Source organism: Bacillota bacterium (assembly GCA_013178415.1).
Taxonomy (GTDB): domain Bacteria; phylum Bacillota; class SHA-98; order Ch115; family Ch115; genus Ch115.
Window position 1 is genome coordinate 18,114 of record JABLXA010000004.1, and the last position, 26,315, is coordinate 44,428.

Annotated in this window: 25 protein-coding genes and 1 tRNA gene; 7 read left to right on the forward strand and 19 right to left on the reverse strand. The window is 51.2% G+C overall.

The annotated features are described in order from the left end of the window. Positions 1–175: 175 nt before the first annotated feature. A complete protein-coding gene (mgtA, locus tag HPY52_04225; protein ID NPV79471.1) occupies positions 176–2,683 on the reverse strand; it encodes a magnesium-translocating P-type ATPase in 2,508 nt (835 codons plus the stop codon). A gap of 318 nt (positions 2,684–3,001) precedes the next feature. Further along, complete coding sequence (locus HPY52_04230; GenBank protein ID NPV79472.1) at positions 3,002–4,045, reverse strand: LCP family protein; 1,044 nt, start codon at positions 4,043–4,045, stop codon at positions 3,002–3,004. A gap of 355 nt (positions 4,046–4,400) precedes the next feature. Here HPY52_04230 and HPY52_04235 point away from each other — a divergent pair, with 355 nt between their 5' ends. Beyond that, positions 4,401–5,411, forward strand: coding sequence for a zinc-dependent alcohol dehydrogenase family protein (locus HPY52_04235; protein NPV79473.1), 1,011 nt, complete (start codon positions 4,401–4,403; stop codon positions 5,409–5,411). Between the two features lie 302 nt (positions 5,412–5,713). Then, positions 5,714–6,196, forward strand: coding sequence for a spore cortex-lytic protein (locus HPY52_04240; GenBank protein ID NPV79474.1), 483 nt, complete (start codon positions 5,714–5,716; stop codon positions 6,194–6,196). A 116-nt stretch (positions 6,197–6,312) separates the two neighbouring features. Here HPY52_04240 and HPY52_04245 read toward each other — a convergent pair whose 3' ends face one another. The 4 genes from HPY52_04245 to HPY52_04260 form a co-directional block, all read right to left on the reverse strand. After that, complete coding sequence (locus HPY52_04245; GenBank protein ID NPV79475.1) at positions 6,313–8,184, reverse strand: NAD+ synthase; 1,872 nt, start codon at positions 8,182–8,184, stop codon at positions 6,313–6,315. Positions 8,185–8,299: 115 nt separating this feature from the next. Beyond that, positions 8,300–9,988 (reverse strand): deoxyribose-phosphate aldolase, encoded by a 1,689-nt coding sequence (gene deoC / locus HPY52_04250; GenBank protein NPV79476.1) that lies wholly within the window; start codon positions 9,986–9,988, stop codon positions 8,300–8,302. Positions 9,989–10,290: 302 nt separating this feature from the next. Then, positions 10,291–10,920 carry an SGNH/GDSL hydrolase family protein gene (locus tag HPY52_04255; protein NPV79477.1) on the reverse strand — a complete coding sequence of 210 codons (630 nt, stop codon included), beginning with the start codon at positions 10,918–10,920 and terminating at the stop codon, positions 10,291–10,293. 386 nt (positions 10,921–11,306) lie between these two features. Beyond that, positions 11,307–11,453 (reverse strand): EamA family transporter, encoded by a 147-nt coding sequence (locus tag HPY52_04260; GenBank protein NPV79478.1) that lies wholly within the window; start codon positions 11,451–11,453, stop codon positions 11,307–11,309. Between the two features lie 239 nt (positions 11,454–11,692). Here HPY52_04260 and HPY52_04265 point away from each other — a divergent pair, with 239 nt between their 5' ends. Then, positions 11,693–12,733 (forward strand): Gfo/Idh/MocA family oxidoreductase, encoded by a 1,041-nt coding sequence (locus HPY52_04265; protein NPV79479.1) that lies wholly within the window; start codon positions 11,693–11,695, stop codon positions 12,731–12,733. On the opposite strand, the gene HPY52_04270 is transcribed toward HPY52_04265, so the two are convergent. Further along, positions 12,698–13,804 carry a glycosyltransferase family 4 protein gene (locus HPY52_04270; GenBank protein ID NPV79480.1) on the reverse strand — a complete coding sequence of 369 codons (1,107 nt, stop codon included), beginning with the start codon at positions 13,802–13,804 and terminating at the stop codon, positions 12,698–12,700. The two genes, HPY52_04265 and HPY52_04270, sit on opposite strands and share 36 nt — an antisense overlap. A 175-nt stretch (positions 13,805–13,979) precedes the next feature. Here HPY52_04270 and HPY52_04275 point away from each other — a divergent pair, with 175 nt between their 5' ends. After that, the gene (locus HPY52_04275; GenBank protein NPV79481.1) at positions 13,980–14,255 is read left to right on the forward strand and encodes an ACT domain-containing protein; all 276 of its coding nucleotides are present in this window, start codon (positions 13,980–13,982) and stop codon (positions 14,253–14,255) included. A 26-nt stretch (positions 14,256–14,281) separates the two neighbouring features. After that, positions 14,282–15,652 carry a PFL family protein gene (locus HPY52_04280; protein NPV79482.1) on the forward strand — a complete coding sequence of 457 codons (1,371 nt, stop codon included), beginning with the start codon at positions 14,282–14,284 and terminating at the stop codon, positions 15,650–15,652. A 100-nt stretch (positions 15,653–15,752) separates the two neighbouring features. Here the strand turns inward: HPY52_04280 and HPY52_04285 are convergent, their stop codons facing one another. Both HPY52_04285 and HPY52_04290 read right to left on the reverse strand, forming a co-directional pair. Then, positions 15,753–16,325 carry a manganese catalase family protein gene (locus HPY52_04285; protein NPV79483.1) on the reverse strand — a complete coding sequence of 191 codons (573 nt, stop codon included), beginning with the start codon at positions 16,323–16,325 and terminating at the stop codon, positions 15,753–15,755. Between the two features lie 5 nt (positions 16,326–16,330). Next, entirely contained in the window at positions 16,331–16,600 is a 270-nt protein-coding gene (locus tag HPY52_04290; protein NPV79484.1) for a spore coat protein CotJB, read from the reverse strand. Positions 16,601–16,947: 347 nt separating this feature from the next. Here HPY52_04290 and HPY52_04295 point away from each other — a divergent pair, with 347 nt between their 5' ends. Both HPY52_04295 and HPY52_04300 read left to right on the forward strand, forming a co-directional pair. Continuing rightward, positions 16,948–18,000: a Gfo/Idh/MocA family oxidoreductase gene (locus HPY52_04295; GenBank protein NPV79485.1), complete on the forward strand. Its 1,053-nt coding sequence runs from the start codon at positions 16,948–16,950 to the stop codon at positions 17,998–18,000. Positions 18,001–18,150: 150 nt separating this feature from the next. Next, positions 18,151–19,410, forward strand: coding sequence for an MFS transporter (locus tag HPY52_04300; GenBank protein NPV79486.1), 1,260 nt, complete (start codon positions 18,151–18,153; stop codon positions 19,408–19,410). A 23-nt stretch (positions 19,411–19,433) separates the two neighbouring features. On the opposite strand, the gene HPY52_04305 is transcribed toward HPY52_04300, so the two are convergent. The 10 genes from HPY52_04305 to HPY52_04350 form a co-directional block, all read right to left on the reverse strand. Next, positions 19,434–19,631 (reverse strand): spore coat associated protein CotJA, encoded by a 198-nt coding sequence (locus HPY52_04305; GenBank protein ID NPV79487.1) that lies wholly within the window; start codon positions 19,629–19,631, stop codon positions 19,434–19,436. 150 nt (positions 19,632–19,781) lie between these two features. Further along, the gene (locus HPY52_04310) at positions 19,782–20,060 is read right to left on the reverse strand and encodes an acylphosphatase (GenBank protein NPV79488.1); all 279 of its coding nucleotides are present in this window, start codon (positions 20,058–20,060) and stop codon (positions 19,782–19,784) included. Between the two features lie 310 nt (positions 20,061–20,370). Then, positions 20,371–20,448 (reverse strand) — tRNA-Pro (locus HPY52_04315). 170 nt (positions 20,449–20,618) lie between these two features. Further along, the gene (locus HPY52_04320) at positions 20,619–20,936 is read right to left on the reverse strand and encodes a hypothetical protein (protein NPV79489.1); all 318 of its coding nucleotides are present in this window, start codon (positions 20,934–20,936) and stop codon (positions 20,619–20,621) included. Positions 20,937–21,136: 200 nt separating this feature from the next. Beyond that, a complete protein-coding gene (locus HPY52_04325) occupies positions 21,137–21,409 on the reverse strand; it encodes an HU family DNA-binding protein (protein ID NPV79490.1) in 273 nt (90 codons plus the stop codon). 143 nt (positions 21,410–21,552) lie between these two features. Next, on the reverse strand, positions 21,553–23,031 hold the full coding sequence (gene spoIVA / locus HPY52_04330) for a stage IV sporulation protein A (protein NPV79491.1): 1,479 nt from the start codon (positions 23,029–23,031) through the stop codon (positions 21,553–21,555). Between the two features lie 107 nt (positions 23,032–23,138). Further along, positions 23,139–23,708: a GTP cyclohydrolase I FolE gene (gene folE, locus HPY52_04335; protein ID NPV79492.1), complete on the reverse strand. Its 570-nt coding sequence runs from the start codon at positions 23,706–23,708 to the stop codon at positions 23,139–23,141. Continuing rightward, positions 23,629–24,117, reverse strand: a complete 489-nt coding sequence (locus HPY52_04340; GenBank protein NPV79493.1) for a hypothetical protein — start codon at positions 24,115–24,117, stop codon at positions 23,629–23,631. Before HPY52_04340 ends, folE begins: the two co-directional genes overlap by 80 nt. Before the next feature lie 228 nt (positions 24,118–24,345). Beyond that, a complete protein-coding gene (locus tag HPY52_04345; GenBank protein ID NPV79494.1) occupies positions 24,346–25,782 on the reverse strand; it encodes a hypothetical protein in 1,437 nt (478 codons plus the stop codon). A 76-nt stretch (positions 25,783–25,858) separates the two neighbouring features. After that, positions 25,859–26,242 carry an S-adenosylmethionine decarboxylase proenzyme gene (locus HPY52_04350; GenBank protein NPV79495.1) on the reverse strand — a complete coding sequence of 128 codons (384 nt, stop codon included), beginning with the start codon at positions 26,240–26,242 and terminating at the stop codon, positions 25,859–25,861. Between the last annotated feature and the right edge of the window lie 73 nt (positions 26,243–26,315).

The following is a 26,315-nucleotide window of genomic DNA, read 5'->3' on the forward strand; positions in this document are numbered from 1 at the left end:
GAATTGGCCACGCAGTATATTTTGACATGACGCTGGATATTCCTTTATGTGGCTGAGTCTCACGGTTGAAACCTGCGGGCTTCCCCGCGCAGGTCTTGATCTTAGCCGCGCGAGTCTTAATATCGAAGGAATCTGGTTCCTAGCCGTGCTGGCTTGGATGCGGGCGCAAATCCTTTCACCATCCAAATCGCCTGTAAAACCATCGCTTTACACTTTCCACCGTCAAAAGGTACGCCCCCACCATTCCGCCCAAAACCATGAGTAATGGAAATGGCAGCGGTCTGAAATAGAAGAAGGCGCCGACCGGAGTATATGGAATTATCGTTCCTAATCCGACAGCCATGAGCGTAGTAATCCAAAGCATGGCGCTGGCGCGGCTCTTGAAAAGGCTATACCGCGAACGAATTATGTGTATGACCAGCGTCTGAGTAGCCAAGGATTCAACAAACCACCCAGTCTGGAAAAGAGAAGGGCCCGCATGGAATACATGAAGCATAACCAGATAAGTCACGATGTCGTAAAGAGAGCTGATCGGCCCGAATATGACCATGAAATTCCTTACAAAATCAATATTCCAACGCCTAGGCTGCCTTATATAATCGCTGTCTACCCTGTCAGTCGGGATACTCACCTGAGAAAAATCATAGAGAAGGTTATTTAGAAGTATTTGTACAGGCAGCATGGGCAAAAATGGGACCAGCAGAGACGCTATCGGGACACTGAACATATTCCCGAAATTTGAGCTTGTGGCCATCATGATATATTTCATAGTATTCGCGAATGTTCTGCGGCCTTCTATAATCCCCATCTCAAGAATGTGCAGCCCCTCCTCCAGAAGGACGATGTCCGCGGCCTCTTTGGCTACATCCACAGCATTGTTGACAGAGATGCCTACATCCGCGGTTCTGAGCGCGGGAGCGTCATTGACGCCATCCCCCATATAACCAACAACATGTCCCGCTTTTTTTAGCACAGAGATGATCCGGTTCTTCTGCTCTGGGCTCAATCGCGCGCAAATAGTCGCGCCCTCAACTCTTGAGACAAGGTTTTCATCGTCCATGGCATCTATATCCTGTCCCATGACAATCCCATGCACATCAAGTCCGACGCGCTCACATATGCGTCTGGTGACGAGCTCGTTGTCGCCCGTCAGAATCTTCACATTTACGCCGAGGTTTTTCAGTTCCTCAACTGCCCTCGCCGCACTCTCCTTCGGCGGGTCCGTGAAAGTGATGTAACCGACGAAGATCAATTCACTTTCATCAGTCGCGGAATAAACGGCCCGATCATTTCCAATAGGACGGTAGGCCACCGCAAGAGCTCGGTACCCATCGCCGCTCAGCTGAACGAAACGAGCGAGAGCAAGCCTTTTAAGCTCGGGACTGAGTTCCAAAGTTTGTCCATTGAGTTCTATGAATTTGCATGCCTCAATTACACCCTCCGGCGCCCCTTTGGTTATCAGAAGCCGTTCCTTGTCGTTCTCCACTACCACAGACATGCGCTTGCGGATGAAATCGAAAGGGATCTCATCCACCTTGATATACCCATCAGAACCGCCTCCTTTGTATGCTATTATTGCGGCATCCATTGGGCTACGCAGGCTAGCCTGAAATGCGCTGTTAAGCCACGCCAATTTGAAGGTTCGCTCACAATTCTGCCCATTGATATCAATATGACTATGCAAGACCAACTTACTCTCGGTTAACGTGCCGGTCTTATCGGTGCACAATACGTCCATACTTCCAAGGTTCTGTATGGATTGCAGGCGTTTAACGATCACCTTTCGTTTCGCCATCGCCGCCGCGCCGGTAGAAAGAGTGATGGTCATTATCATTGGCAAAAGTCCAGGAGTGATTCCGACTGATACGGCCACCGCAAAAAGCAAGGCTTGAAGGACCCCCCGGTGAAGTCCGACATTCAGCAAGAAAATCAATACGACGAGGGCAGCGATCACTTTGATAAGGAACGAGGTAAACTTCTTGATACCTCGCTGAAACTCGGTCTCTGGCCGCTCTATAGACAGGCTCCTCGCTATGCGGCCGAACTCAGTTTGCCCATTCGTCCCCACGACTATAGCAGTTGCTGTCCCGCTCACCACATTTGTGCCAGAAAAGACGGCATGATTCATATCGGGCACAGCCAGGTACGCACCAGGGTTATCGCACGGCATCTTCTCGACCGGAAACGGCTCCCCCGTGAGTATAGCCTGATCAACAAAGAAATCCCTTGCATAAAGTACCCTCGCGTCAGCTGGGACTATATCCCCTGCGCCAAGTCGTATTACGTCCCCTGGGACAAGCTCCCGCATCGGCATTTCGGAGATGATGCCATCCCGTACTACCGTAGCTGTAATTGCCACCTGTTTTGCGAGCTTTTTGGCGAACTCCTCCGACCGATATTCCTGGAAGAACTGAAGCGTGACACTAAGTATGACCAGGATTCCAATTATCACGGCGCCATGGAGTTCTCCGAATAAGGTCGAGATCGCCCCTGCCGCGATCAACACGGCCACAAGGGGCTGGGCGAAGAGCCTCAAATAGGCAAGCCAGGCCGGCACTCCGCGTGAACGCGGGAACTCATTGAAGCCATACCTCTCCAAACGTACCGACGCATCTTCACTTGTTAGGCCGTCAGGAGTGGCCTCCAAACGCGACAGCAATTCCCCTATGGGCAGGTTGAGCATGTAGTTCTGGGCTGGCTGGTTCAGTTGATGGCTTAATCCATTCTTAGCGGCAAAGTACATGGGAAGCGCCCCCCTTCCGGTCAGGGAGGCGCGTTAAAGGCAAGACAACGCTAATCGCGTCTCGGCGATAACGCTCCCCCCTGTCTTGGAATGAATTGTTTCATGATGTTACGCTTACTACTTCCGTTTCCGTCTTCTGACATTGACGGTTCACCTCACGGCTCTAGAATATTCCCATCGCACGGCATTGTCAAGCAAAAGCACTATCTAATGGTTTATAGGATAAAGAAGGAACCCGGCACCGGGCCCCGGTTTCCTCTAATTACCTGAATCACCGGCTGGAGGGCTGTCAGGAACGGAGCGCGACATATCAGCAGCCGGCATTCCACTATCTGAGGGATGTGCATATGACAGAGAGCGGACGAGTTCACTAATACCCGCCTGGTCGGGCTGCCAATATAGTGGTGAGAAATTCCCAGGCAGCGTGACCGTCTCTACACTACCATTTTCCATATGGGTAAGGAACCACCCAACAACACTTACCTGCCTCAGGGACATATCAGTCCTGATGCACTCCATCGCGGTTTTGAGCAAAGACCTGGCCTTTATCAAATTCTTGGGTACAGCTATCGATGTGACCACGGCTTTGAGCAGCTCTTGCTGCCTCTTGACACGAGAAATATCCCCCATGGCATCATGTCGGAATCTAACAAATTGCAAAGCCTGAACACCATTGAGGTGGCGAACGCCGGCCTTGATGTTTATATTCAGGCCTCCGGCTCTATCGCGATATTTCATATCCCGGTCCACATTGATGGTGACTCCACCAACAAGATCAATCAATTTGACAAAACCCTGGAAATCCGTCTCCACATACCCGTCTACAGGAAGCCCAATTAGTCCCTCGACAGTTTTCATGATCAACTCGGGGCCCCCTATCGCATGAGCGGCGTTGATTTTATTCGTGCCATAACCGGGGATATCGACTTTGGTATCCCTAGGGATTGAGATAAGGGATGCCCTTTTCGAGGCGGAATTCATGCTCAAGAGCATAATAGTATCCGCCCTCTGAGCTCCGGGCACAGGATGTCCATCACGGTCATAGGTTCGATCGATTCCCAGTAAGAGGATATTAACAGGTCTACGTTTCGTATCGAATGCTTCTTCAAGACTGAATGTCTCCTTGAGATCCACTGCCTTCTTTATTGCCGTCTGTGATACCCTTTTAAAAGAGATGCCGCCCGCAACAACAATCAAAGAAACTACCATCACTAGCACCAACGCCAGTCTTCCGCGACGGCTCCCATTCCTGGGAAGGTACTGCCTTTGTGATGGCTCTAAATCTGTTGGCCCAAAACTCAATTACCCCACTCCCCCCGGATATATGCAATGTGTGGGTTTAAGGGAATGGCTCCCGGTCCCGAATGACGATCAGAGAAATCACCATCATAGGAACGCTGTTCGCTGTTATAAATATACCACATAGAAAATGAATCTCAAAGGCGTAAATGACGCAGGCGGAGGTTCATTCGCGAGGGCCCATAATGTATTTCAAAGAGATGGCGCGCAGATTTCGAAAATCGCGCATCCGCATCCAGGAAGGACAAGATGAAGTATAATATAGTGGAAATATCGGGCATAAGGTGTGTCGCAGCGGGGCCTTTGATTATTCTCCCGTGCGATAGATTGTGCTCGAAGATCTATGGGAGGGAGAGACATGCTAGCAGCGGTCATAAACAAGCCGAACGATCTCGAGATGAAGGAAGTCCCAACCCCAGCGCCTAAGTCGAATGAGGTGCTTGTGAGGGTCAAAGCGTGCGGGGTATGTGGCACAGACGTGCATATCTTCAAGGGGGAATTCATTTCGCCATATCCCATCATCCCAGGGCATGAACTAGCGGGTGTCGTAGAACAGATCGGATCTGAAGTAACAACGGTAAAACCGGGCGACGCCGTAGCTGTGGATCCGTCGCTTTTCTGTGAGAGCTGCTATTTCTGCGTCCAGAACAAGCAAAACCATTGCGAAAATTGGAATGGGCTGGGTAATACGGTGGCAGGCGCTTTCGCTGAATTCGTCGTTGTCCCTGAGGCCAATGTGTTCAAGACCACTCTCAAGGATTTGAGGCACGCCGCCTTTGTTGAGCCTCTTGCCTGCGTGATCTACGGACATGAGCGCGCCCGAATGTCCATAGGAGATTCTGTGCTAATATTTGGCGCCGGGCCCATAGGATTGCTGCACCTGCAGGTTGCCCTCAGGGCGGGGGCCTCTGTAGTAGATATTGTAGACTTGAAACCTGGCAGGTTAGAAATTGCGAAATCCTTAGGCGCAAGAAGGACTATCCTTGGCGATGACCCCAACCTGAAGGGAGCATTGCATGATATAGAACCCCGGGGCTATGATCTCGTTATCGACGCTACTGGTGCGCCCAAGGTAGTTGAAAACGCCGTCCAGTATGTCAAGAATAGCGGCAAGCTGCTGATCTTCGGGGTATGTCCTCCGGATGCGAAGATAAGCATAAGTCCGTTTGAGATCTATAAACGGGACATTGAGATAATTGGCTCCTTCGCCATAAGAAAGACATATCTTGCCGCATTACGGATGATGGAAAGTGGATACATCAAAGTTGACCCCCTCATCGGAGGCACATTCCCGCTGTCCGAGTTTCCAAAAGCACTTGACATCGTGGCGAATGGCAAGGCCGATATGAAGCTCGTTATAATCCCGTAGGATGATGAGACGGGGAGGGCGTTCTCTCGAGAGGGCGCCTTCCCCATCCATTGCATATCGCATTCAGCCCGGGGGATGGTCTTAAGAGCCCGGTAGCGAGCCTGGGGTATATGCTATATGATCTTGAAAGAAACGTTTCAGACCGTGTGATCATGAATATGCCGCCCGCAAAGGAAAGAAAATAGACTAGGCGACAAAATAGACCAGACGACCTCTATTCCCACCGCTGGAATATACCCGCGGACGGCGAGTGAGGATTATCTCAGGAGGGATATTCAAAACCCATGAGACGACGATACCTTATGCTATATATAGCTGCGATACTACTCACGTTCTGCATTCTCTATCCGAATGCCAGGAGTATCTGGGCCGCCCTTCAAGGTCGTAATGGCGCACATGCTAGCCAGGGCCTCATGGCAGCCCCTGAATATGACTATAACATAAATCTGATGGCGAGGGTAATACAGGGGGAAGCTGCGACTGAGCCTTATCTAGGCAAGGTCGCCATTGGCGCAGTGATAATGAATAGACTGGATAGCCCTCTATTTCCTAAGACCATACCAGGGGTGATCTTTGAACCTGATGCCTTCGAGTCAGTATCCAATGGGCTCATATGGAGAGTAGCGCCAACCCGTGATTCCTACATGGCAAGCCAGGATGCCTTGAGCGGCTGGGATCCTACTGGTGGGGCTCTCTATTACTTCAACCCTTCAAAGCCTGTAAATTGGTGGATCTGGACAAGGCCTCCCATCACTCAGATCGGAAACCATCTGTTTTTGAGATAGGATAGGCACCGAGTCGTCCTCGCCCGATTCCCCCAATCCTCCCTCAGGTCTTGCCCTACCTATTGCCTGGCCAGATCAGACCTGGGGCGGAAGGCCCGGCTCCCCACTATTCCAGGCTATTCGAGGAAATGATTCGTTATTGGGAATCTCCTGTCACGCCCAAATGCCCGCGGGGTGATTTTCACCCCGGGAGGCGCCTGGCGACGTTTGTATTCACTTCTGGCAACCAGATTTACGACCTTGCGCACCGCGTCTTGCGGATATCCCATATCTATCAGAGATGGGACATCGATGTCCTCCTCGACATAAGCCTGAATTATTGGATCAAGCAGTCCATAAGGCGGGAGTGAATCAGTATCTTTCTGATTTGGCCGCAACTCCGCTGTCGGCGGTCGAGATATTATATTCCCTGGGATTACTGGATCCGGTTTCATCGAATTTCTATAATTTGCGAGGCTATAGACCAGCGTCTTTGGCACATCTTTCAGAAGCGCGAAACCTCCTGCCATATCTCCATAGAGGGTTGCATAGCCGACACTCATCTCGCTCTTATTCCCTGTAGTGACGACGAGCCATCCGAATTTGTTGGAAAGAGCCATGAGCAAGTTGCCGCGAATCCTGGCCTGTAGGTTTTCCTCTGTCACACCGAAGGGAAGATCTCTAAAGATTTTCTTAAGGGACTCCAGATATGAGTTGAAAATAGGCTCAATCGGAATTACCTTGAATTCTATCCCGAGATTTGCTGCTAATTCGCTGGCATCCTTTATACTTCTATCCTCCGTGAATCGCGATGGCATGGAGACGCCCACCACATTCTCATTGCCAAGGGCATCTGCCGCAATTGTAGCTGTAAGAGCTGAGTCTATCCCGCCGCTAAGTCCGACCACCACTTTTTCGAAACCGTTTTTCCTCACGTAATCCCTTAGCCCCAGCGAGAGGGCAAGATAAGCCTCATGAACCACATCAGACGTAAGGTTTACAGCTGAGCTTTCTGCGAAGCATGAAATGGCTTCGCGGTCCGGGGCACGGTGTTGGTCTGAAATGCCGGAGCGGTTCGGAATACGATGATGGTCAGGTAAATCTGAGCGGGCGAGACCAGGGCCATTTGGAAGATCGGGCTTCACCCCATCATCGGCTGTCTGACTCTCAAGGATCACTATATCCAAACCGCCATCATCTCGAAGTCCATTGCCATTCTTCCTGGCCTTGCGACGCCTGGGATCATGGAGTCTCCTGGAAAACACCTTCTGCGTGAAGACATCCGCCATTATCAGATCTTCCTCAAATGGTTTACCTCTGGCAATGATTTCCCCGCGCTCATCAATTATCAGGCTGTTACCGTCAAAGACGAGTTCATCCTGTCCACCTACCATGTTGACAAAGGCCACTATGGCCGCATGATCTTGGGCGCGGGTTCTCAGCATTCTCTCCCTTTGCGCGCTTTTCCCGATATGGTAGGGTGAGGCAGAGATATTTATTATGATCTCAGCCCCACCTAATACAGTCTCATCTGCTATGGGTCCCCCTGGATACCATATATCTTCGCATATGGAAATTCCAAGCGAAGCCTTTTCAGTCTTGACCACCATGGGTTTGGTCCCAGCGCAGAAATAGCGTTCTTCATCGAACACCCCATAGTTGGGAAGATATGATTTATGGTAGACGCCACATACCCTACCCCTATGAATTATGCAAGCCGAATTGAAGATGTCATCCTGCTTGTCTACAAAACCCATGATCACAATAGCATCGTGTTCTGTAGTCGAAGCCGCGATCTCATAGACACACCGTTGGTTCCCCTCGATGAACTTAGGCTTGAGGAGCAGATCCTCCGGCGGATAGCCAGTCACAGCCAGCTCAGGGAAGATTATCACATCTGCCTTCCACTTTCGTGCTTCTCCCATGACTTCTAGAATCCTTGACTTATTGAAAGAAATGTCTCCTACCACTGGGTTTATCTGAGCTGCGGCCAGACGGAGGCAGGCCATGTAATCTCCCCCGATCATTACCCATGTTAAACTCATGATTTTCATTCAACTCTAACACATAATGGTAAGCGCGGAGTCGCCGGTTGTCAAATCTTGTGTAAGATTTCCTGACATTTCAACTTCGTGCTCCTTCGACCAGCGCCACCCCCCGGCTGGTTCCGATACGAGTGGCCCCAGCCTTGATGAATCTCCTGGCCTCCTCAAAGGTTCTTATACCCCCGGACGCCTTTATTCCTATCCTGTCTCCGCCGACACGCTTCATCAATTCTATATCCTCAATAGTGGCGCCGCCAGGGCCAAAACCTGTTGACGTCTTCACAAAACTCGCCCCTCCCCTGAGGGCCATTTCAACTACAGCCGCCTTTTCCTCATCAGTGAGATAGCATGTCTCAAGGATGACCTTAGTTATGTGGCCATCGCACGCCTCCACAATTCGTTTGATTTCATTTTCCACATAGTCAAAATCCCCGGATTTGAGCCTTCCGATATTTATGACAAAGTCTATTTCCGACGCTCCCTTTGCTATGGCTTCTTTGGCCTCGAAGATCTTTGCCTCTGTGGAGGCCTGTCCGAGCGGGAACCCGATGGCGGCAGTAACCCCAACCCCAGTTCCGGCCAGTTTTCTGGCGCAGAACTCTACCACCGATGAATTCACTGCCACCGTGGCGAAATGATAATGTCTGGCCTCTTCACATAACTTTTCAAAATCCTTAAGTGTTGCCTGGGGATTAAGGAGGGTATGGTCTATCATGCTAGCAAGAGCCTCTGGCGGGATCTCCAGGTATTCCGGCGAACTCTGCTTCCCATGCGACTGAGCTTTCATATGGGACTGTGCCTTCATGAAGGCGATGGCTTCTTCACGGGTAGGGAGCCCCGGTATTGCCCCTATTTTTGAAACCGTAAGGGCGCCGACAGCATTGGCAAGGGTGAGGATTTCCTCAAGTCTGCCAGAAATGATCTCATCAAGAGTCTCCCCAGCTTCTACGAAACGCGCAACCTCGCTCAAGATGGCGGCCACGAAACCATCTCCGGCCCCCGTGGTATCCCGAACCTCTACCTTAAACGCGGGAAGCTGTCCCTCCCTCCGTCCGTCATTGAAATAACAGCCCTTTTCGCCGCGCGAGACTACTATCACCCTGGGTCCAAGATCGAGGAGCAACCTTGCGCCATCCCTGAGATCTCGAGTTCCTGTTATGAATTCCCATTCTTCTTCGCTCACCTTTGCGATATCGGCAAATTTGAAGCCCTCTAGGATCTCCTTGCGCGCACGCTCCATAGAATCCCAGAGCATAGGCCGTAGATTAGGGTCATATGAAACAATGAGGCTATTGGAATGGGCAAGCTCGATGGCTCTAAGCGTAGCTTTCTTGCTTTCTTCAGCTATCAGGCTTATGGAGCCGAAATGAAATATGCGCGCTCTGCGAAAATATGCTTCGTCTATGTCTTTTTCGGATAGTAACATGTCAGCGCCTGGGTTGCGGTAAAACATGCAGTCGCGATTACCATCGCTTCGTCTTGCCACGAAGGAGAGCGTGGTCCTCGCATACGGGTCGTAGCTGATACGAGAGATATCAACTCCATGATTTCTCAAAACGCCAGCGAGAAACCTCCCAAAGGGATCATCACCTACCCTTCCAATGAAACCCGCAGGAGTGCCCAGTTTCTGAAGCCCCACAGCAACATTAGCGGGAGCGCCACCCGGCGCCTTGGCAAAACTCAATGTCTCTTCAAGAGAGACGTCTTTTTCCATGGCAACGAAGTCGATCAAGAGTTCGCCGAGGCAGATCGCTTTTACCGAAGACATACATGCCTGCCATCCGAGGAATACATGACTTGCGGATGGCAGATTACCCCCCTTCCGATGGAATGACCGAAAATGCCTACGTTATGCCTCCGGCTCGATTCGGAGGCAGTTTACCATCCTATAGAAACCCTCGCAGCCGAAAGGAAATCCGCCAGCTTCCCCATAGCCAAATGTGAAAGATGCGCCCCAGTGGGAGCATCCGATGAGGTGGCCGGACGGATGCGGATTATATTGGTGGTCCCAGGAGATTCGCGCAAAATAATCCCCTCTTCCAAGAATCCCTCGGCACTTAGGTAAGGGGTTTAGCGCTCCAGCAAATCAAGCCAAGCTCTAGCTATGAGCGCGTGACCGGCCGGTGAAGGATGAACTCCATCCGGCGACCAGAAACTGGGGTCCCGCCGCGTGCAAGCCTGCGCGAAAAGCCCGTCAAGCGGGAGGAGGAGAGTTTCGAATTCTCTAGCCAATTTCCTTACGACATGAATCTTAGGGTCCAGGTCTTCTCTCCACCTCGCCTGTTCTGCAAATACAGGCAAAACAAAAGGCTCCATCAAGATCACCTTTGCATCCAGTCTCTCCTTCACTTGCGTGAGGATATCCCGATAGCTAGCCTCAAAATCCTCCACTGATGTCGGGTCATCATTGTCATATCGGCGCCAGCAATCATTAATGCCAATGAGGATGGACACCCATGTGGGCTTCAGGCTAATACAATCTCTCTTCCATCTTGCTTGTAGATCCCTGACCCTATCTCCACTTACGCCGCGATTGATGAAGCGGACCCTCTTATCAGGATACTTCGCTGAGAACCATGCCGCCGTCAGCATCGGGTAACCCAAACCCAGGTCATCATCATTGAGCCGGCTGCGACCGGCATCAGTAATGCTATCTCCCTGGAAGAGCACCACAGCATCCGTTTCTATCAAAGTTGACATATGATTTTGAACCTCCCCTGACCAAAGTTATAGGATTCCAGGTTTTGATTCGTGCAAACTTTATGCCTGTCCCAGGTACGCGGCATAGAAGTAGAAGTCTATAGGTAGCATGGACGCCCGCCCGTTGCCAGAAAGGTCATCCGGTCAGGTTTAGAGCCTGCCCGGCGTGATATACTATATTGGCTTCAAACACCCAACCCATCACCATTTTATCATGATCCTGTTCCAATGGCACAATAAAATGATAATGCCGCCGTACACAGCGATATAGGGTCTATCCTATGTTGACAGAATTTATCACTCTCTATAGAGAAAGGCGTGTGACTATATTTGATCGCCGCCTCGCAACTATGCGATCAATGTGATCAGCGCCTGCCTCGCAGACATTATCGCTTGATCAGCAGAATCCCTGCGATGATCAAGATGCTGCCCAATACTTTTAGCGGAGTAAGACCTTCTTTGAGCACCATCCACCCGAGCAGGACCGCAACAATGGGATACGCGGCGGTGACGGGAACAACGCGTGATGCCACTGCCGAATCTACTGCCAGCGATATTTATCATTATGAGGATGCTGGCAACCCCCATCGTCCGTATCGTGGGTGTGAAAAATAGTCGCGATCTTAGGAGGATTTAGAAAGACCCCGCTGAATGTAGAAGATGAAGCAAGGCGATCCCGTAATGGCATGGCGATCAATGTCTGGTCATGTTCATGAGGTCTGCGTTTTGCTGGTCTTATGTTGACTCTAAATAACGCGGGGGTGTTGATGAAATGAGCCAAGAGTTGCGAGTGGGCGTCCTGGGTGCAGGGATGATAGCTAACGCGCACATGAAGGGATATGAGATCATTCCTGCGGTAAAGGTAGTAGCCGTCTCGGATGTCTTGACTGAAAGGGCACAGGATTTTGCTAGACGCTACAACATACCCAGGGTCTATGGCGATTATCGAGAACTACTGGAGGCCACTGATATCGACGCGGTGAGCGTGTGTCTGCCAGTCTTCATGCATGCGCCAGCCACCATTGATGCCCTGGAGGCAGGAAAGCATGTCCTATGCGAGAAACCGATGGCTTTAAATGCCCAGGAAGCGCAGGAGATGGTGGACACCGCGGAGAAGACTGGAAAAAAGCTGATGGTATACTGGCGCAGACGATTCAGTCCTGAAGTCCGTCGAGCAAAGGAAATTATTGATTCCGGAGAATTGGGCAACATTTATTACTGCAAGACCATACGCTACCGCTTTAGGGGCAGGCCAGGTTTCGATGCGACCATGCAGAATTTCGGCAGGTGGTTCATGGACAAGGATAAGGCAGGCGGCGGGGCGCTCATGGATATAGGCGGCTACGACCTAGATGTGACACTGGGGCTAATAGGTTTCCCTGCTATTGGGGCTGTCTCATGCTCAACTTATCAAGAGATCGATAAGGAAAAAGCCGCTGCCAAGGGCGTATCCGTAGAGGAACTCGCCCTGGGGTTCATCCGGACCGTAACAGGCGTGACTGTATGGCTCGAGACGGCCTTTGCCATAAACGGACCTCAGCAGAATGAGACATTCTTCTTCGGCTCCGAAGGTGGGCTCAGCCTCTCTCCTCTGAAAATATATAAGCCAGTGTGGTATTGCGGCAAGGAACCTATAGCAATCGAACCTGATATCCCGGCGCAGTATCCTACAGCTCAGGAATGCTTCGTCGATTCCGTAATGAATGATAAACCAATCCCCATAAGCTCGGGAAAAGAGGCTCTTTACATAGCAAAGCTTCAAGATGCTCTCTACGAATCAGCCAGATCGGGAAGGGAGATCAAGCTCCAATAGCTTCTTATATATCTCCGCGGTCGCGATGGCCATTTTTCGGGCAGAGAATAGCTCATGGGCTCGTTTTTGAGCTCTCTGCCCGTATATGACCCTTTTCTTCCGTGATTCGATCAATTCCACCAGAGCATTCTTAAGATCTGAGACACTCCTGGGCCTGCATAAAAGGCCTGTCCGGCCGTGCTGTACTACTTCCGGGATACCTCCGACCTTCGTGGATATCACTGGCTTACCTTGCCACATGGCCTCTATTATGGCCATGGACAGGGTCTCATTGAAGGAAGGCAATACGAAGATATCCCAGTTCCTGACCTCCTCCATGGGATGAAGGAGACCCCCGGTGAACCTTACCTTTTCACGTATTCCAAGTCTAGATGCGAGTTTCTCAAGCCCGGCTCGCTCCTCACCTTCTCCCACGATAACTAGCTCGAGCCCCGGGTAGACCGAGGAAAGCTCGGAAAATCCTTTCAGCAGGATGTTTAGGCCCTTTCCCCTGTGAAGTCTTGCTACACATCCAAGGGTCATGTGATCTGAAGCAGGTTCAACCCCGCGGTCTCCCTGACTTCCAAAATGTAAATTAGCTCTATCCGGGGTGGGGGTCGCATCTGCCGCCGGAATTCCATTATATATCCTGACCGTCAGGCTCCCTGCCCTTCCCCCTAGAAATCTATCCAGTCTCGTCTTCTCAAAATCAGAGACACAGATTACCTTGTCTGCGAGCCTAGCAAATAGCGAGGTGCTTATAAAATCAAGGACAGAGGTATAGACGTGTGGGGTAAAGATCAGCGGGGTGGATCTACCGGCTAGTCTTATGAATAGCACCATCTCCCGGGCCGCATGAACATGCACAAGATCTGGATCCGTGATATCGAGCAGCCCCTTGACCTGCCTGGCCACAGCCGCGATGCTGGAGGGCGCGATCGACAATGCCGCAGGATAGTCAATAATGTGAAATCCACAGGCCTCAAATCTACTGCGCGCAGGGCCATGTGGGGCTGCAATAACAAATTCGAATTCATCTTTGAGTTCCGTCACCAGATTTAAGAGATGGCTCTCCGTCCCTCCGAGGTTCATGAAAGGACACATCTCTAGAACCTTTGCCTGCATCGCTTCCAGATCTACCCCAGTACAGCACATAAAAATCTTCCGAATAGCGCCGTCAGATATTACATCATCGGACTATTTGATTATAATTGGATTTGGAGGCCATGTCCACAATTTATCTACCTCGGAGGGAGCATCACATCATATGGGCAATAGAGCAGTAGTCAGTATCGTCGGCAAGGACAGGATTGGAATCATAGCCCGTGTCGCAGCCATTCTTGCCGAGAATGAGGTTAATATTTTGGATATCTCCCAGACCATCATGCAGGAATTCTTCACCATGATCATGCTGGTGGATTTTGGGGGAGACCGGGGGAGGTTCTCCAGGGTTCAAGATGAGCTCATCGCCGCAGGTCAAGAGTTGGGACTCAAGATCACGATGCAGCAGGAGGATGTCTTCAATTTCATGCACCGTATTTGAGCGGAACCACAAAGGGGGGGCAAAACATGGGGTTTACAAACCTTTCCACGGGAGAGATCCTAGAGACCATACGCATGGTCCAGATGGAGAATCTGGATATAAGGACAATAACCATGGGGATCGACCTGCATGATTGCATAGACAACGACCTGAAAAAGCTGAAAGGCAAGATATGTGATAAGATACGCCGCTACGCGCGGGATCTTGTCAAAGTAAGCCGTGAGATAGACCGGGAATATGGGGTGCCCATAGTAAACACAAGGATCTCTGTGACACCAATAGCGGATATTGCCGGGCATCTAGGGGTAGATGGCCTTATAGATATCGCTCATGCTCTTGACCAGGTGGCAAAGGAGCTCGGCGTGGATTTCCTGGGGGGATTCTCGGCACTGGTCCAGAAAGGGGCCACTCATGGGGAACTGGCTCTCATTCGGTCTATTCCGTCAGCGCTTTCTGAAACTGAGCGGGTTTGCTCTTCCGTCAATGTCGGATCCACCCGCGCCGGGATAAACATGGACGCTGTGAGAGAGATGGGAAACATCATAAAAGAGGCGGCAGAACGCACTTCTCATCGGGATGGCATCGCATGCGCCAAGCTAGTGGTCTTTTGCAATGCGCCGGAGGACAATCCCTTCATGGCCGGAGCATTCCATGGAGCAGGAGAACCGGAGTGTGTAATAAATGTGGGGGTAAGCGGTCCAGGCGTGATCCTGACCGCGATCAAAAATCATCAGGATGCCGATCTCGGATCTCTAGCGGAAATAATCAAACGTACAGCGTTCAAGGTGACCAGAATGGGAGAACTCGTAGGCCGTATAGCAGCCCAGCGGCTCGGTGTGCCATTCGGAATAGTGGACCTATCCCTGGCACCAACTCCAGCCGTAGGGGATAGCGTTGCAGAGATCATCGAGACAATGGGGATAGAAAAATGCGGCGCCCCAGGCTCAACTGCCGCGCTAGCCCTCATGAATGACGCGGTGAAAAAAGGTGGTGCCATGGCATCATCCTATGTTGGCGGATTGAGCGGAGCTTTCATCCCATTAAGTGAAGATAGCGGTATGATGGCAGCCGCGGCAGCAGGGGCATTGAGCCTCGCAAAATTAGAGGCTATGACCAGTGTTTGTTCCGTCGGGCTCGATATGATCGCCATTCCAGGTGATACCCCTCCTGAGACCATATCAGCCCTGATCGCTGATGAGGCGGCCATTGGAATGATAAACAATAAAACTACAGCCGTTAGGGTCATTCCTGTGCCGGGCAAAGCCGCAGGCGAATGGGCGGAATTTGGCGGTCTCCTGGGACGTGCGCCCATCATCGAGGTAAGCCGTTTTTCTTCAACGGTATTCAGCCGCCGCGGCGGCAGGATTCCCGCTCCTCTGGGTGCGCTTACCAATTGATGACCTCCGCGCCCCGCTTGACGGGAGTTCGCGTCCCGCGACGATCTAATTGGCATGAATCCGCGCCCCATGCGAGGTCCATCCGGGGCGCGGCAAACGATCAGAATACATGCCTATGATCCATATACTCATGCAATAGATTCAAGGTTTCCCCAAACCTCTGGAAGTGCACTACCTCCCTTTCCCGCAGGAACCTCAGAACATCACTTACCTCAGGGTCATCTGACAGTTGGATCAGGAATTCATATGTCGCCCTGGCCTTCTGCTCTGCCGCCATATCTTCATGAATATCGGCTATGGGGTCACCCTTAGACTGAATATAGCTTGCGATCCACGGAGCTCCAGAAGCGTTCACAAAATAGAGCGCCTTATCATGATCTGCATAATATGGATCTAATCCGGCCCTGATGATCTGGTCGACGGAGGCATCCTTTAACAGATTATACACCAAAGCAGCAACTATTTCCATATGAGCCAGTTCCTCAGTCCCGATGTCAGTTAAGATGCCCTTCGCCTGCGATATCGGCATAGTATATCGTTGAGTAAGGTAACGCAACGAGGCTGCAAGTTCGCCATCAGGTCCGCCGTACTGGGTGATTATATCCTTTGCAAGGCGCGGGTTTGGACCCGACACCCTGACAGGGTATTCTAGACTCTTTTGATAAACCCACATCTCAATCAAACCTCCCTCGGAGAAAAGGTCATCTCCCATGGCCAAGGCTCTTCGATCCATCGCCATGTCTGTGGGCTGGGAGAGAACCCGTAATTTAGAAGTGGACCGTATCGAGCTTCATAGGCCATCTTAGCTCCCATAAGTTCCTGGACCGTCGCATTATAGTCACTAAGAGCTCGCTGATCCTCGGGATGTGTATCAAGATAAAGGTTGAGTTCAATGGCTGTAAATTCAAGCTCCATGATCCTCAGGAGCGCTTGCCGTCTTGGGTCCATAATTCAACCCTCCTCAAAAGAGACGATAGGCCGAAACCATGAGCCTCAAGCTGCAAGGCAAATAGATAACGGCTGTCTTCAGTATATTCACCAGCGCGATACATGGACACTGCCACGTCCAATCGCTCATTCTAGATGCCTCGATCGAAATGGTCCCGGGCCGAGTTGTTCAGGCTCGAACCATGCATATCTTTGTGCTTTTCGTGCTGGAATCCTGTAAAAGATATTCCGAATTCTTGAAGGATCTTTTCAAGTTAGGTCGAATTACAATGTGGTTGTAATCCCATCTACTTCGGTGGAGAGGAGGAAAGGCCCTTACCCTATAATGCGGAGGGCTGAAAAGATTTATGAAAAAACTCAGAGTAGGGATCATAGGAACCGGTGGAATTGCTCGCGCTCATATGGGGGGGTATTCGAAATTAGATACAGTCGAAATGGTCGCTTTCTGCGATGCCATCCCGGAGAGGGCGCAGCAGGCTGCAGAGACATTTGGAGCGTCCGGCGCAAAAGTATTCACTGATTATAGAGAGATGCTCGAGATGAAGGATCTTGACGCTGTCAGCGTCTGCACCCCCAACAACACCCATGCCGTCACGACAATAGCTGCACTAAAGGCCGGGAAGCATGTGTTCTGCGAAAAGCCCATGGCTGTAACCTCTGCAGAGGCTGATGAGATGGTCAGGACTGCAAGGAAGAATGGCCTGAAGCTCTCTGTTGGATACCAGTCGAGGTTTGGAGATGACGCGAAATTCCTGAAAAGCATGAGTGAGGCAGGCGAACTCGGTCGAATCTACTATGCCGAAGCCCTATCGGTGAGGAGAAGAGGGGTGCCGACCTGGGGAGTTTTCCTTTCTAAGGAGAAGCAAGGAGGAGGTCCTCTAATTGATATTGGAACCCACAGCCTTGATCTCACCCTCTGGCTCATGAATGATTATTCCAAACCAGTGGCCGTACTTGGGTCTACATATCAGGAGCTCGGCCCACTTGGCGGCTACAATGCATGGGGACCTTGGGATCCCAAGGCCTTTGAGGTTGAAGATTCTGCCTTTGCCCTCATCAAGTTGGAAAGCGGCGCTACCGTAATTTTGAAATCATCCTGGGCGCTCAATATAGAAAAAGACTTGTTTGGCTCAATCCTATGCGGCACACAGGCTGGGGCCAGCCTGGTAAACGGTGAGCTCAAGATAAGCGGCCAGAGCCATAACAGACTGTGGGACCTCGTCCCAACATCGACATCCAGCAAGGACAGCAATTATGACAGGGAGATCGCTCACTGGGTAGATTGCCTGCTGAATGATAAAGAACCCATAGTCCAGCCTGAACAGGCCGCCCAGGTAACCCGTATACTAGAGGCGATATACAAATCCTCAGAATCCGGAAAGGCTGTAAGTCTTGCCTAATCCATTAGCCAGCAGATATTCTGTTTCGATCAATCAGTCCCGTCAACGCTGGTCCTGCTTCGCGTAGGACCAGCGTTGCGCATAAATCCGGTCAGGGCCGCACATATCACATATATCTCCAAGATCTGAGATGAAATGAGGTTGCATCCGATGAAGGTTATTTCGCCCAATGACATGTCACCGCAGCTGCAACCCCAGGCGCAGCCGGACTATACTCCATCACCCCGCACGCTTGTTACCTTTGGTGCTGCTACTACGGTCTTCTGGATGTCTTTATATTTTTATGTCCCAATCCTCTCCCCCTATTCCGAACATCTAGGGGCTACATTGGGCATGGTTGGGCTCATCGTCGGCTCCTATGGGTTCACACAGCTTATGTTGCGGATACCGACAGGTATATGGTCTGATAGACTCGGTTCGCGAAGACCTTTCATATTAGCAGGCTTTATCTTTTCATTTTTGAGCGCCCTTGGCCTTGGGCTCGCAAATGATCCATGGGTCTTGCTGATATTTCGGACTATTGCCGGAGCTGCTGCAACCACATGGGTTGCGTTTACCGTAATGTTTTCTGGCCACTTCACTCCTGAAAAGGCCATCTTTGCCATGGGGATCATGAACTTTTGTTCATCCCTCGGCCAGATGGCAGCGACGTTCTTTGGAGGGCTGGCAGCCGAAATCTATGGATGGAGGGCCCCCTTTCACCTCTCTGCCATCACTGCTCTTGTTGGGCTCTGTCTAATGCTCTCCATAAAGGAAAGGGCCTTTAAACTGAGGTCTGGCAGTATCCAGATGCATGAGCTTCTCACCATGGGCAGAACTCCCATGCTCCTCATTGTATCGAGCCTTGGGGCCATTATCCAATATGCGACCTTCGTGACGGTATATGGTTTTACTCCCGTCTATGCAGCAAGAATGGGAGCGTCTAAGACTGATCTCGGGATTCTGGGCTTTGCCACTATCCTCCCAACGACTATCGCCAATCTCGCGACAGGAGTCTACCTTATCAGGTACTTCAGGAAGCGCACGATCATATCCATCGGGTTTACATTAACAGGTATTTCCGCGCTCATGGTGCCACTCATGAGGGACATTTGGTCGCTCAGCCTTTCGCAGGCTGTAGGGGGATGGGCGCGTGGTATGGTGTTTACGGTGCTAATGGGGCTGGCCGTTGAATCCATACCTGTCCAAAAGAGAGCTACGGCTATGGGCTTTTTCCAAGCCATATATTCGCTGGGCATGTTCATGGGACCGGCAATCTCTGGGGTAATAGGGGATGTCCTGGGGCTCGAAATGATTTTTATCACAACGGGCATCTTGAGCCTGGCAACCGGCGCTATCGTGTACAAAGCCCAGCTAAAGCGCCGGGCAGGCGCGGAACCCTCCATCTACGGCCCTCCTGCCCGGCTTTGATTTTATGCTGGCACATATATTTCTCAGTATGGGCTTACAAGTTCTGGAAAGATTGTACCCCTTCTCAATCCTTCAGCGGGGTTGAACCGTTCCGTATAAACCTGGGGAGGCACATATGCCCTAGCGAGTTCTCCAAAATAATATAGAGGCTCCGGTTGATCCGCAGATTTGTTCTCCGGACCAGGCGGATGCCCACTTGCTCCGGGCCCGGGCCCCCTCATGTCACCCTTGGGCTCAAAAGAATCCGAAACCATGAGATTTCCCCCTTGTCCAATGATGTAAGCTATGCATTCTTTCCGGGATCTCCCGGCGCTACCATCATTATATTCGGGGATCGTTTCGGATGTCCGGCCTTTACGCATCCCTCACTCTTAATGGATTCGAAAGCTGACGAATTCTCCTACGTATTGTTCCCAGGTGACATTGACCTCCTCAACCTCTGATAGCGATGGCCCCGACCTGAGATCGATGATGAAATCTTGTATCAGATCCTTTGGACCCTCAGCGACAGCCTCTACTGAGCCATCAGGGAGGTTCTTGACATATCCTCGAAGGCCGCGGGAGAGCGCCTTCCGCTGCGCGAAAGCTCTAAACCCTACTCCTTGTACATATCCTCGTACCCTGATGCGAGCCCTTGAAAGAGCAGCCATGACGGAATGTCCCTCCGGAAAAAAACTTCCTTAAAAACCAATAAGAAATTCGAATCTGAACCAGCCATAAGGTGTTTGGTCGGCGCTAAAAAGGGCATACTATGAATGCCGACGGATGACAGTCGAAACAGAGGGGATGACGGTTCGCCCGTCTTCTTAAGGAGAACACCATTTCATTCAAGATTGCTTCTCCAACCTCCCGGCTGGTCCGCCGGCCCTTTATTGTCCTCAGTCATGATAAAATGAAGGTCCCTTCATCGGCGTTGGCACCCTTTCGCGACGGCACCCACTTGTGGACGGAAAAAAGAAATGGTCGGAGCGACTGGACTTGAACCAGCGACCTCTTGCACCCCAAGCAAGCGCTCTAGCCAACCTGAGCTACGCCCCGACAAACAAGCATAGGTAGACGCACTACCCATTGATTTTGAATAGACCCCCAATGCCAGACACAGCCGGCATCTTTGAGCCCGGATAAACCCCATGCAAAAATGATTATAGCAGAGACCAGGGTCTGTTGCAAGCCCGATCGTGAAACCCGGGAACCCGGGGACCCACTCGCTACATCCTCCGCTCAATATACCGGGGCCGGTTGATACGTCTCGCTAGCCTCACTGCATCGTAAAGATTGTAGATCAAGAAGATCCCTGCAGCCGTTATGAGTCGATAGTCCGGGGTAACTAAATCCTGCTTGTGCATGATCAAATAGGCTACTCCCTGCGGGATTCCTGAGAAACCGACAATAGCCCCCTGGATTATCAGGAAGAACAGCCCCCTCCAGAGATGACCCAGATAGATCTGACCTAACCCTGGCCAGATCAAAGAAAAAAACCATGCAAGTCCTACGCTTTTGCGTTTGCGATAAATAGGCCTTCGCACTATATTTCCACTCCCACTGATTAGTGAAGCCCGTCACATTATCTATTCCCCATTTATGCTGTATTTCCTCCCAATAGAAAAATGTCCCTGAAACAGGAAGAGCGTAGCAAAAGCTACGCGCCCCTTTTGTCGAAACTCACCCGTTGATGGCCTTCATCAACCCTAAATTCACAGATCAAAACGTACCATTTGTCTCATCCTCAAGAAACTGCGTCCTTGAGGGCTTTCCCGGCCCGGAACACGGGCACCTTACGGGCCTCGATCTTGATCTCCTGTCCCGTTCTGGGATCTCTGCCTGTCCTTGCGGCCCTCTTACGTACCTCGAATGAACCAAACCCAACAAGAGATACCTTGTCGCCGTTTTTCAGACTTTCGGCCACAGAATCCAGCACGGCGTCAAGAGCCGCTGCAGAATCCTTTTTGGTCATTCCGGTTTTGGCGGCGATCTTGTCGACAAGTTCGGCCTTAGTCATCGCCCTCACCTCCCTATCCAGTAGCTTGTCCAGAAGGCGGGGCGATTATTATGCAAAGACGCATGAAATGTGGTCTTGCGGCGACGCAGCGGATGATACCCCCAAATGAGGGTTCATCCTCAATCTTTTGCGCCGCCGTAAGCTTATAGGATGATGCAAATAAGCCCTCCACTGCCTTCATTGATGATCTTGCTCAATGTCTCCTGAAGCTTTTGCTGGGCATTTTCAGGCATCCGCACGAGTTTGCTTTCAAGGCCATCCTGCACAATTTCATATAGAGACTTGCCAAGGAAATCAGTCTGCCAGATACGGCCCGGGTCTGATTCAAATTCCTCGGAGAAACGTCTTACCATTTCCTCACCCTGTTTCTCCGTGCCCACCATTGTTGTTACTTCTGTGCGAATATCTGCTCTGATCATATGAATCGAAGGCGCGACAGCCTTCAATTTCACACCGAATCTATTGCCTTGACGAATAAGCTCAGGCTCCTCGAATGTTATCTCGTCGAGAAGAGGCATTACTATGCCATATCCGGCATTTCGCACATCATCCAACGCCTGAGCTACCTTATCGTATTCCCTCTTGGCAGTGGCGAGATCCCTGATGATCCTCAGGAGATCGTGATCTCCATCGATGGACAGCCCACTGGCTTCATTCAACACGGCAAAGAAGAGAGACCTGGGAGCCACGAGATTTAGCTCCGCCTTCCCGTGCCCTAGATCAAGCCCAATCAGTTCCACTCGTTCTATGAACTCTTTGCTCTTGAGCTCTTCACTGACACCCGAGACATCCCTGACTCTCCTAACCTTTCTGACCGCCTCGGTAACACTCTGTTCAAATTGCTGGCGCACCTGATGATCCTCTGAAAGCTCTCTCAGCCAGATAGGCAAGGTCACCCGCATCTCTCTGACAGGGAATTCATAGAGAACCTCCTGCAGCACCCCGGCAACGTCCTTGGTCTCCAATTCTGCGCAATTGAGGGGCATTACACGGACCCCATATTCACCTTCCAGTTCAGCCGCAAGAGACCGGGTTTCCCTGGCATCAGGATGGGTCGAGTTCAATATCACAACAAATGGCTTCCCCAGATCCCTTAGCTCCTGGACGACTCTTCGTTCGGCGGATACATAGGCTTCCCTTGGCAGTTCCACGATGCTACCGTCAGTGGTGACCACCAAACCTATTGTGGAGTGTTCGGAGATGACCTTGCGTGTGCCTACCTCAGCGGCCTCCTCAAATGGGATTTCATGATCAAACCATGGTGTCGCGACCATGCGCAGGCCATCCTTTTCCCTATAGCCAAGGGCCCCCTCTACAGTATATCCGACACAATCTACGATCCTCACATTGAGGTGGACTCCTTCTGCCACATCTATCCCTACAGCCTCGCTGGGTATGAATTTCGGTTCGGTTGTCATGATGGTCTTCCCGGCGCCGCCTTGAGGTAGTTCATCGATTGATCTTTGCCTGTCATAGGCATCTTTGATGTTGGGTAGCACGAAGAGTTCCATGAACCGCCTGATAAAAGTAGACTTACCTGTCCTCACGGGACCTACGACACCGATGTATACGTCTCCGCCGGTCCGCTCCTGTATGTCCCTTAAAACGTCAAACTTTTCCACCTTCTCACTCCCCTCCACCAACCATAACCGGAGTGGAATTACTACCCGGCATGCCGGGCTTATCCGGCCTTCACATAATATATATGAGGGGAGTCGAGGAATATAACTCAGCGTCTGTTAATAAGGCTAAAAGCTTCCGCCCGCGCGGCCGCGTCTTTCCTGAAGAACCCTCTTACCGCCGAAGTAACTGTGAGACTTCCGGGCTTTTGGATTCCTCTCATGGTCATGCAGAGATGCTCGGCTTCAATGACTACCAAAACGCCATGGGGTTTGAGAGCATCCATTATCATATCAGCTATTTCCGCAGTGAGCCTCTCCTGCATCTGCGGGCGTCGCGCAAGGATTTCCACCACACGTGCCAGTTTGCTGAGACCAACGATACGCCCGCCCTTGGGCAGATAGGCCACATGAGCCTTGCCTAAAAATGGCAACAAATGGTGCTCACACATAGAATAGAACGGAATATCCTTGACCAGCACCAGTTCCTCATGTTCCTCGGTAAATATAGGCTGGAGCTCATCACGTGGATCCTTTCCAATCCCGCAGAAGAGCTCCCCCATCATATGCGCCACCCGTTCAGGCGTATCCTTTATTCCTTCACGAGACAGATCCTCTCCAATGGCCTGTAAGACGATCCTGACTGCTTCTTTCACCTTTTCCTGATCTATCACGATAATTGCCCTCCGATAACTGCCGAACATGTTGGGATAAAAGATATAATGTCAGAAGGTCCCTGGCGTTATGTTCAAGTATGGATGTGATGATTTCACTATCACCCGTGCTAATGAACCGATAGTAAAGATCCGGAATCATCCATCCAGGAACGTCATCCTCCCTGGGAAGATTGAGGATATAGGCCCCGATCGTCGATAGCTTACAGTCCGGAAGCATACGTCGATAATACCGCCTGGCACATGGCAGGAGATCAATCTGGTTGAAGCTTTGGCGAGACTGGGACTGGATACCGAGGACCTCGGCCCTCTTGAATATAAATGGAACATCGAAGGCTCTGCCATTGTAAGTGATGATCGCACAGCAACATATACCCTTGCGATGCCAAAGACCTTGCATGTCCCTAGGCTCCATAGGATGGGGCATATTGACGCGAGAGAGCGCAAAATGGCCCCTCGGCAGAGAGTTCCGCCCGAATATTGGACATCCATAGACATTCAGGCCATCCGTGGCTTTCGCCACCCCATCTGTCGGACACCTTGAAGCTTCTGCCCTCCCCTACCCTGATTCGAAACGATCTGCCGACATTTTCATCCTTCGGTGGCGCCGGTTGGACCCGCATAGCCGGCTGCCACTCTGAAATCATCCTGAGACTTTGACTCGATACAGAATCTCAACTTCCTTATCCTTTGGCACCTTGACCCTGAACTCCGCAGTGGAAGCATCTATCTTCTTGTATGGAACCGGGCTTGAGAGTGACCAGTCCCCGGTAAAATGTTGCCAAACAACAACTTCCACATCGGCGTTCTTGTGATTCCGTAGTTTTATAGAACACGCCTCCTCATAGGAACGCGCGCCCGTTCGACGATAGTCAGTAACCGTCAGATTTCCTACTACATCAAAGGCCTTTCCTACGACAAGCTCCACCCGTTCATCCTTGGGGGTTTGTTTTATCGAATTTTCACCCAACCATTCAAGGGATCGGGATTCTCCCCTCCGATAGATCCGGATCTTGCCCGCGGGAAGAGGTCCGCCGCTGGCATTGACGAATTCCAATATGATATTGGCGTTCAGAGTGCGCTTGAGACCCACAAAAGGTTCTACTCCACCATAGGATGGCCCCTCAAAGACAAAGAGTTTCTTGACAGGCAAGCTTCTGGTGGGAATCAGCTGCACATACTTCGTCATCGACGGCGATAAGGTAATACGCCCTGGGATGTCAAAAGCATAGTATTCGAAGAATTGTGACTCTGCCGGCAGCTCATATCCCGCCCCGCCGGTTGGCCCGGATATACTCATTGCAGCATTCGATTGCCCGGCATCCCTGCCATATGACATATTCAGGTCCCCTGCCACCAGCTTTATCGCGGCGTTCCTGTATTCAAGGCCAGTCTGATTTGTCAGTCTCGCCCAACCCGAAATATCGAGCCTTGACTCGCTCTTATCTAGAACCCCGGTGTAGTAAGCATCCCAGAAAAGCTTTGAAGCGATATAACTGACTTCCCCTTTCAGACTACCATTCGTGTTTGAATTGATTCCCAGGACCAGGCGTCTACCCTTACATGACTTGAGCGACTCCGCAGGAATGACGATCGTCCCGGGAGGATTCAGGATGATGCGGTCGCCTCTCTGAACTATGATACCATCATTGCCGGCTGACACTAGGGTGCAAGTATATGTACCGCTTTCATCTATGATCTCAATCTCTCTGCCAATGTACTCCCTGAGTAGTCCCGCCTTGGTGATATCTTCACGCCACAACTCATAATCAGTGACAACAGGAGCAAGACCCGATGAATCAAAAACCAATTGTATAGTCGAGGTATCAATGGTCTCGGGAATATCGGTCAGGTACACAGAATTTCTTCCATTCAGAAGCCGGAACTCCCTGGTCTCTCGCGCTAGGCCGAATCCATTTTGATATATGGTGAGTCGCAGATCAGATCCAGCGGAAACAGAGGGCCAACCTGGTGGGGACGATGTATCCTGCGCTGCTATTGCCATTCCTGTGCTCATGGATAGAGATGCGGCCCACAAACCGATCACTATCATCAAGAGTAGACCACGCACTCGCCTCATATGGTCCTCCCCCTCCTTCATGGAAGAGCATGAGGGCCGGTCGTCCTCACACGAGGTATCGACCGACCCTCTTTTTCTACCCCGGGGAAATGCTTCCCAGTTCATGACGGTTAAGGATCCCCCTCTTGACCTCAGACGCCACCATATCCTTTGCCCTGAGCCTTTCGAAGATATACTGACATGCGACGACGGGGTCTACATGCTCCCCACAGGTGAATACGTCCACTGCAGCATATGAATACTCCGGCCAGGTATGGATAGTAAGGTGGGACTCAGAAATCACAACAACGCCGCTGACTCCCTGCGGGCTGAATTTATGAAACGCCACCTCGCGGACTTCAGCACCCGACCGCAAAGCAGCGTTGGTCATGACTTCCTCGATGGTCTTCACGTCATTCAGTACCTCAGGGTCACACCCGTACACCTCGCACAAGATATGACGACCCAAAGTATTCTCCATCCAAAGTCCCGCCTCCCTTCAAGGTACAGACCGCCGCGCCGAATACAGGGGCATCGGTCAATACCGATTCTAG

Coding starts and splice junctions, on each gene's coding strand:
- mgtA (NPV79471.1), bottom strand. CDS start 2,683: ATGCTCAACCTGCCCATAGGGGAATTGCTGTCGCGTTTGGAGGCCACT.
- HPY52_04235 (NPV79473.1), top strand. CDS start 4,401: ATGCTAGCAGCGGTCATAAACAAGCCGAACGATCTCGAGATGAAGGAA.
- HPY52_04240 (NPV79474.1), top strand. CDS start 5,714: ATGCTATATATAGCTGCGATACTACTCACGTTCTGCATTCTCTATCCG.
- HPY52_04245 (NPV79475.1), bottom strand. CDS start 8,184: ATGGCCTGCCTCCGTCTGGCCGCAGCTCAGATAAACCCAGTGGTAGGA.
- deoC (NPV79476.1), bottom strand. CDS start 9,988: ATGTCTTCGGTAAAAGCGATCTGCCTCGGCGAACTCTTGATCGACTTC.
- HPY52_04255 (NPV79477.1), bottom strand. CDS start 10,920: ATGTCAACTTTGATAGAAACGGATGCTGTGGTGCTCTTCCAGGGAGAT.
- HPY52_04265 (NPV79479.1), top strand. CDS start 11,693: ATGAGCCAAGAGTTGCGAGTGGGCGTCCTGGGTGCAGGGATGATAGCT.
- HPY52_04270 (NPV79480.1), bottom strand. CDS start 13,804: ATGAACCTCGGAGGGACGGAGAGCCATCTCTTAAATCTGGTGACGGAA.
- HPY52_04275 (NPV79481.1), top strand. CDS start 13,980: ATGGGCAATAGAGCAGTAGTCAGTATCGTCGGCAAGGACAGGATTGGA.
- HPY52_04280 (NPV79482.1), top strand. CDS start 14,282: ATGGGGTTTACAAACCTTTCCACGGGAGAGATCCTAGAGACCATACGC.
- HPY52_04285 (NPV79483.1), bottom strand. CDS start 16,325: ATGTGGGTTTATCAAAAGAGTCTAGAATACCCTGTCAGGGTGTCGGGT.
- HPY52_04290 (NPV79484.1), bottom strand. CDS start 16,600: ATGGACCCAAGACGGCAAGCGCTCCTGAGGATCATGGAGCTTGAATTT.
- HPY52_04295 (NPV79485.1), top strand. CDS start 16,948: ATGAAAAAACTCAGAGTAGGGATCATAGGAACCGGTGGAATTGCTCGC.
- HPY52_04300 (NPV79486.1), top strand. CDS start 18,151: ATGAAGGTTATTTCGCCCAATGACATGTCACCGCAGCTGCAACCCCAG.
- HPY52_04305 (NPV79487.1), bottom strand. CDS start 19,631: ATGAGGGGGCCCGGGCCCGGAGCAAGTGGGCATCCGCCTGGTCCGGAG.
- HPY52_04310 (NPV79488.1), bottom strand. CDS start 20,060: ATGGCTGCTCTTTCAAGGGCTCGCATCAGGGTACGAGGATATGTACAA.
- HPY52_04325 (NPV79490.1), bottom strand. CDS start 21,409: ATGACTAAGGCCGAACTTGTCGACAAGATCGCCGCCAAAACCGGAATG.
- HPY52_04340 (NPV79493.1), bottom strand. CDS start 24,117: ATGGAGCCTAGGGACATGCAAGGTCTTTGGCATCGCAAGGGTATATGT.
- HPY52_04345 (NPV79494.1), bottom strand. CDS start 25,782: ATGAGGCGAGTGCGTGGTCTACTCTTGATGATAGTGATCGGTTTGTGG.
- HPY52_04350 (NPV79495.1), bottom strand. CDS start 26,242: ATGGAGAATACTTTGGGTCGTCATATCTTGTGCGAGGTGTACGGGTGT.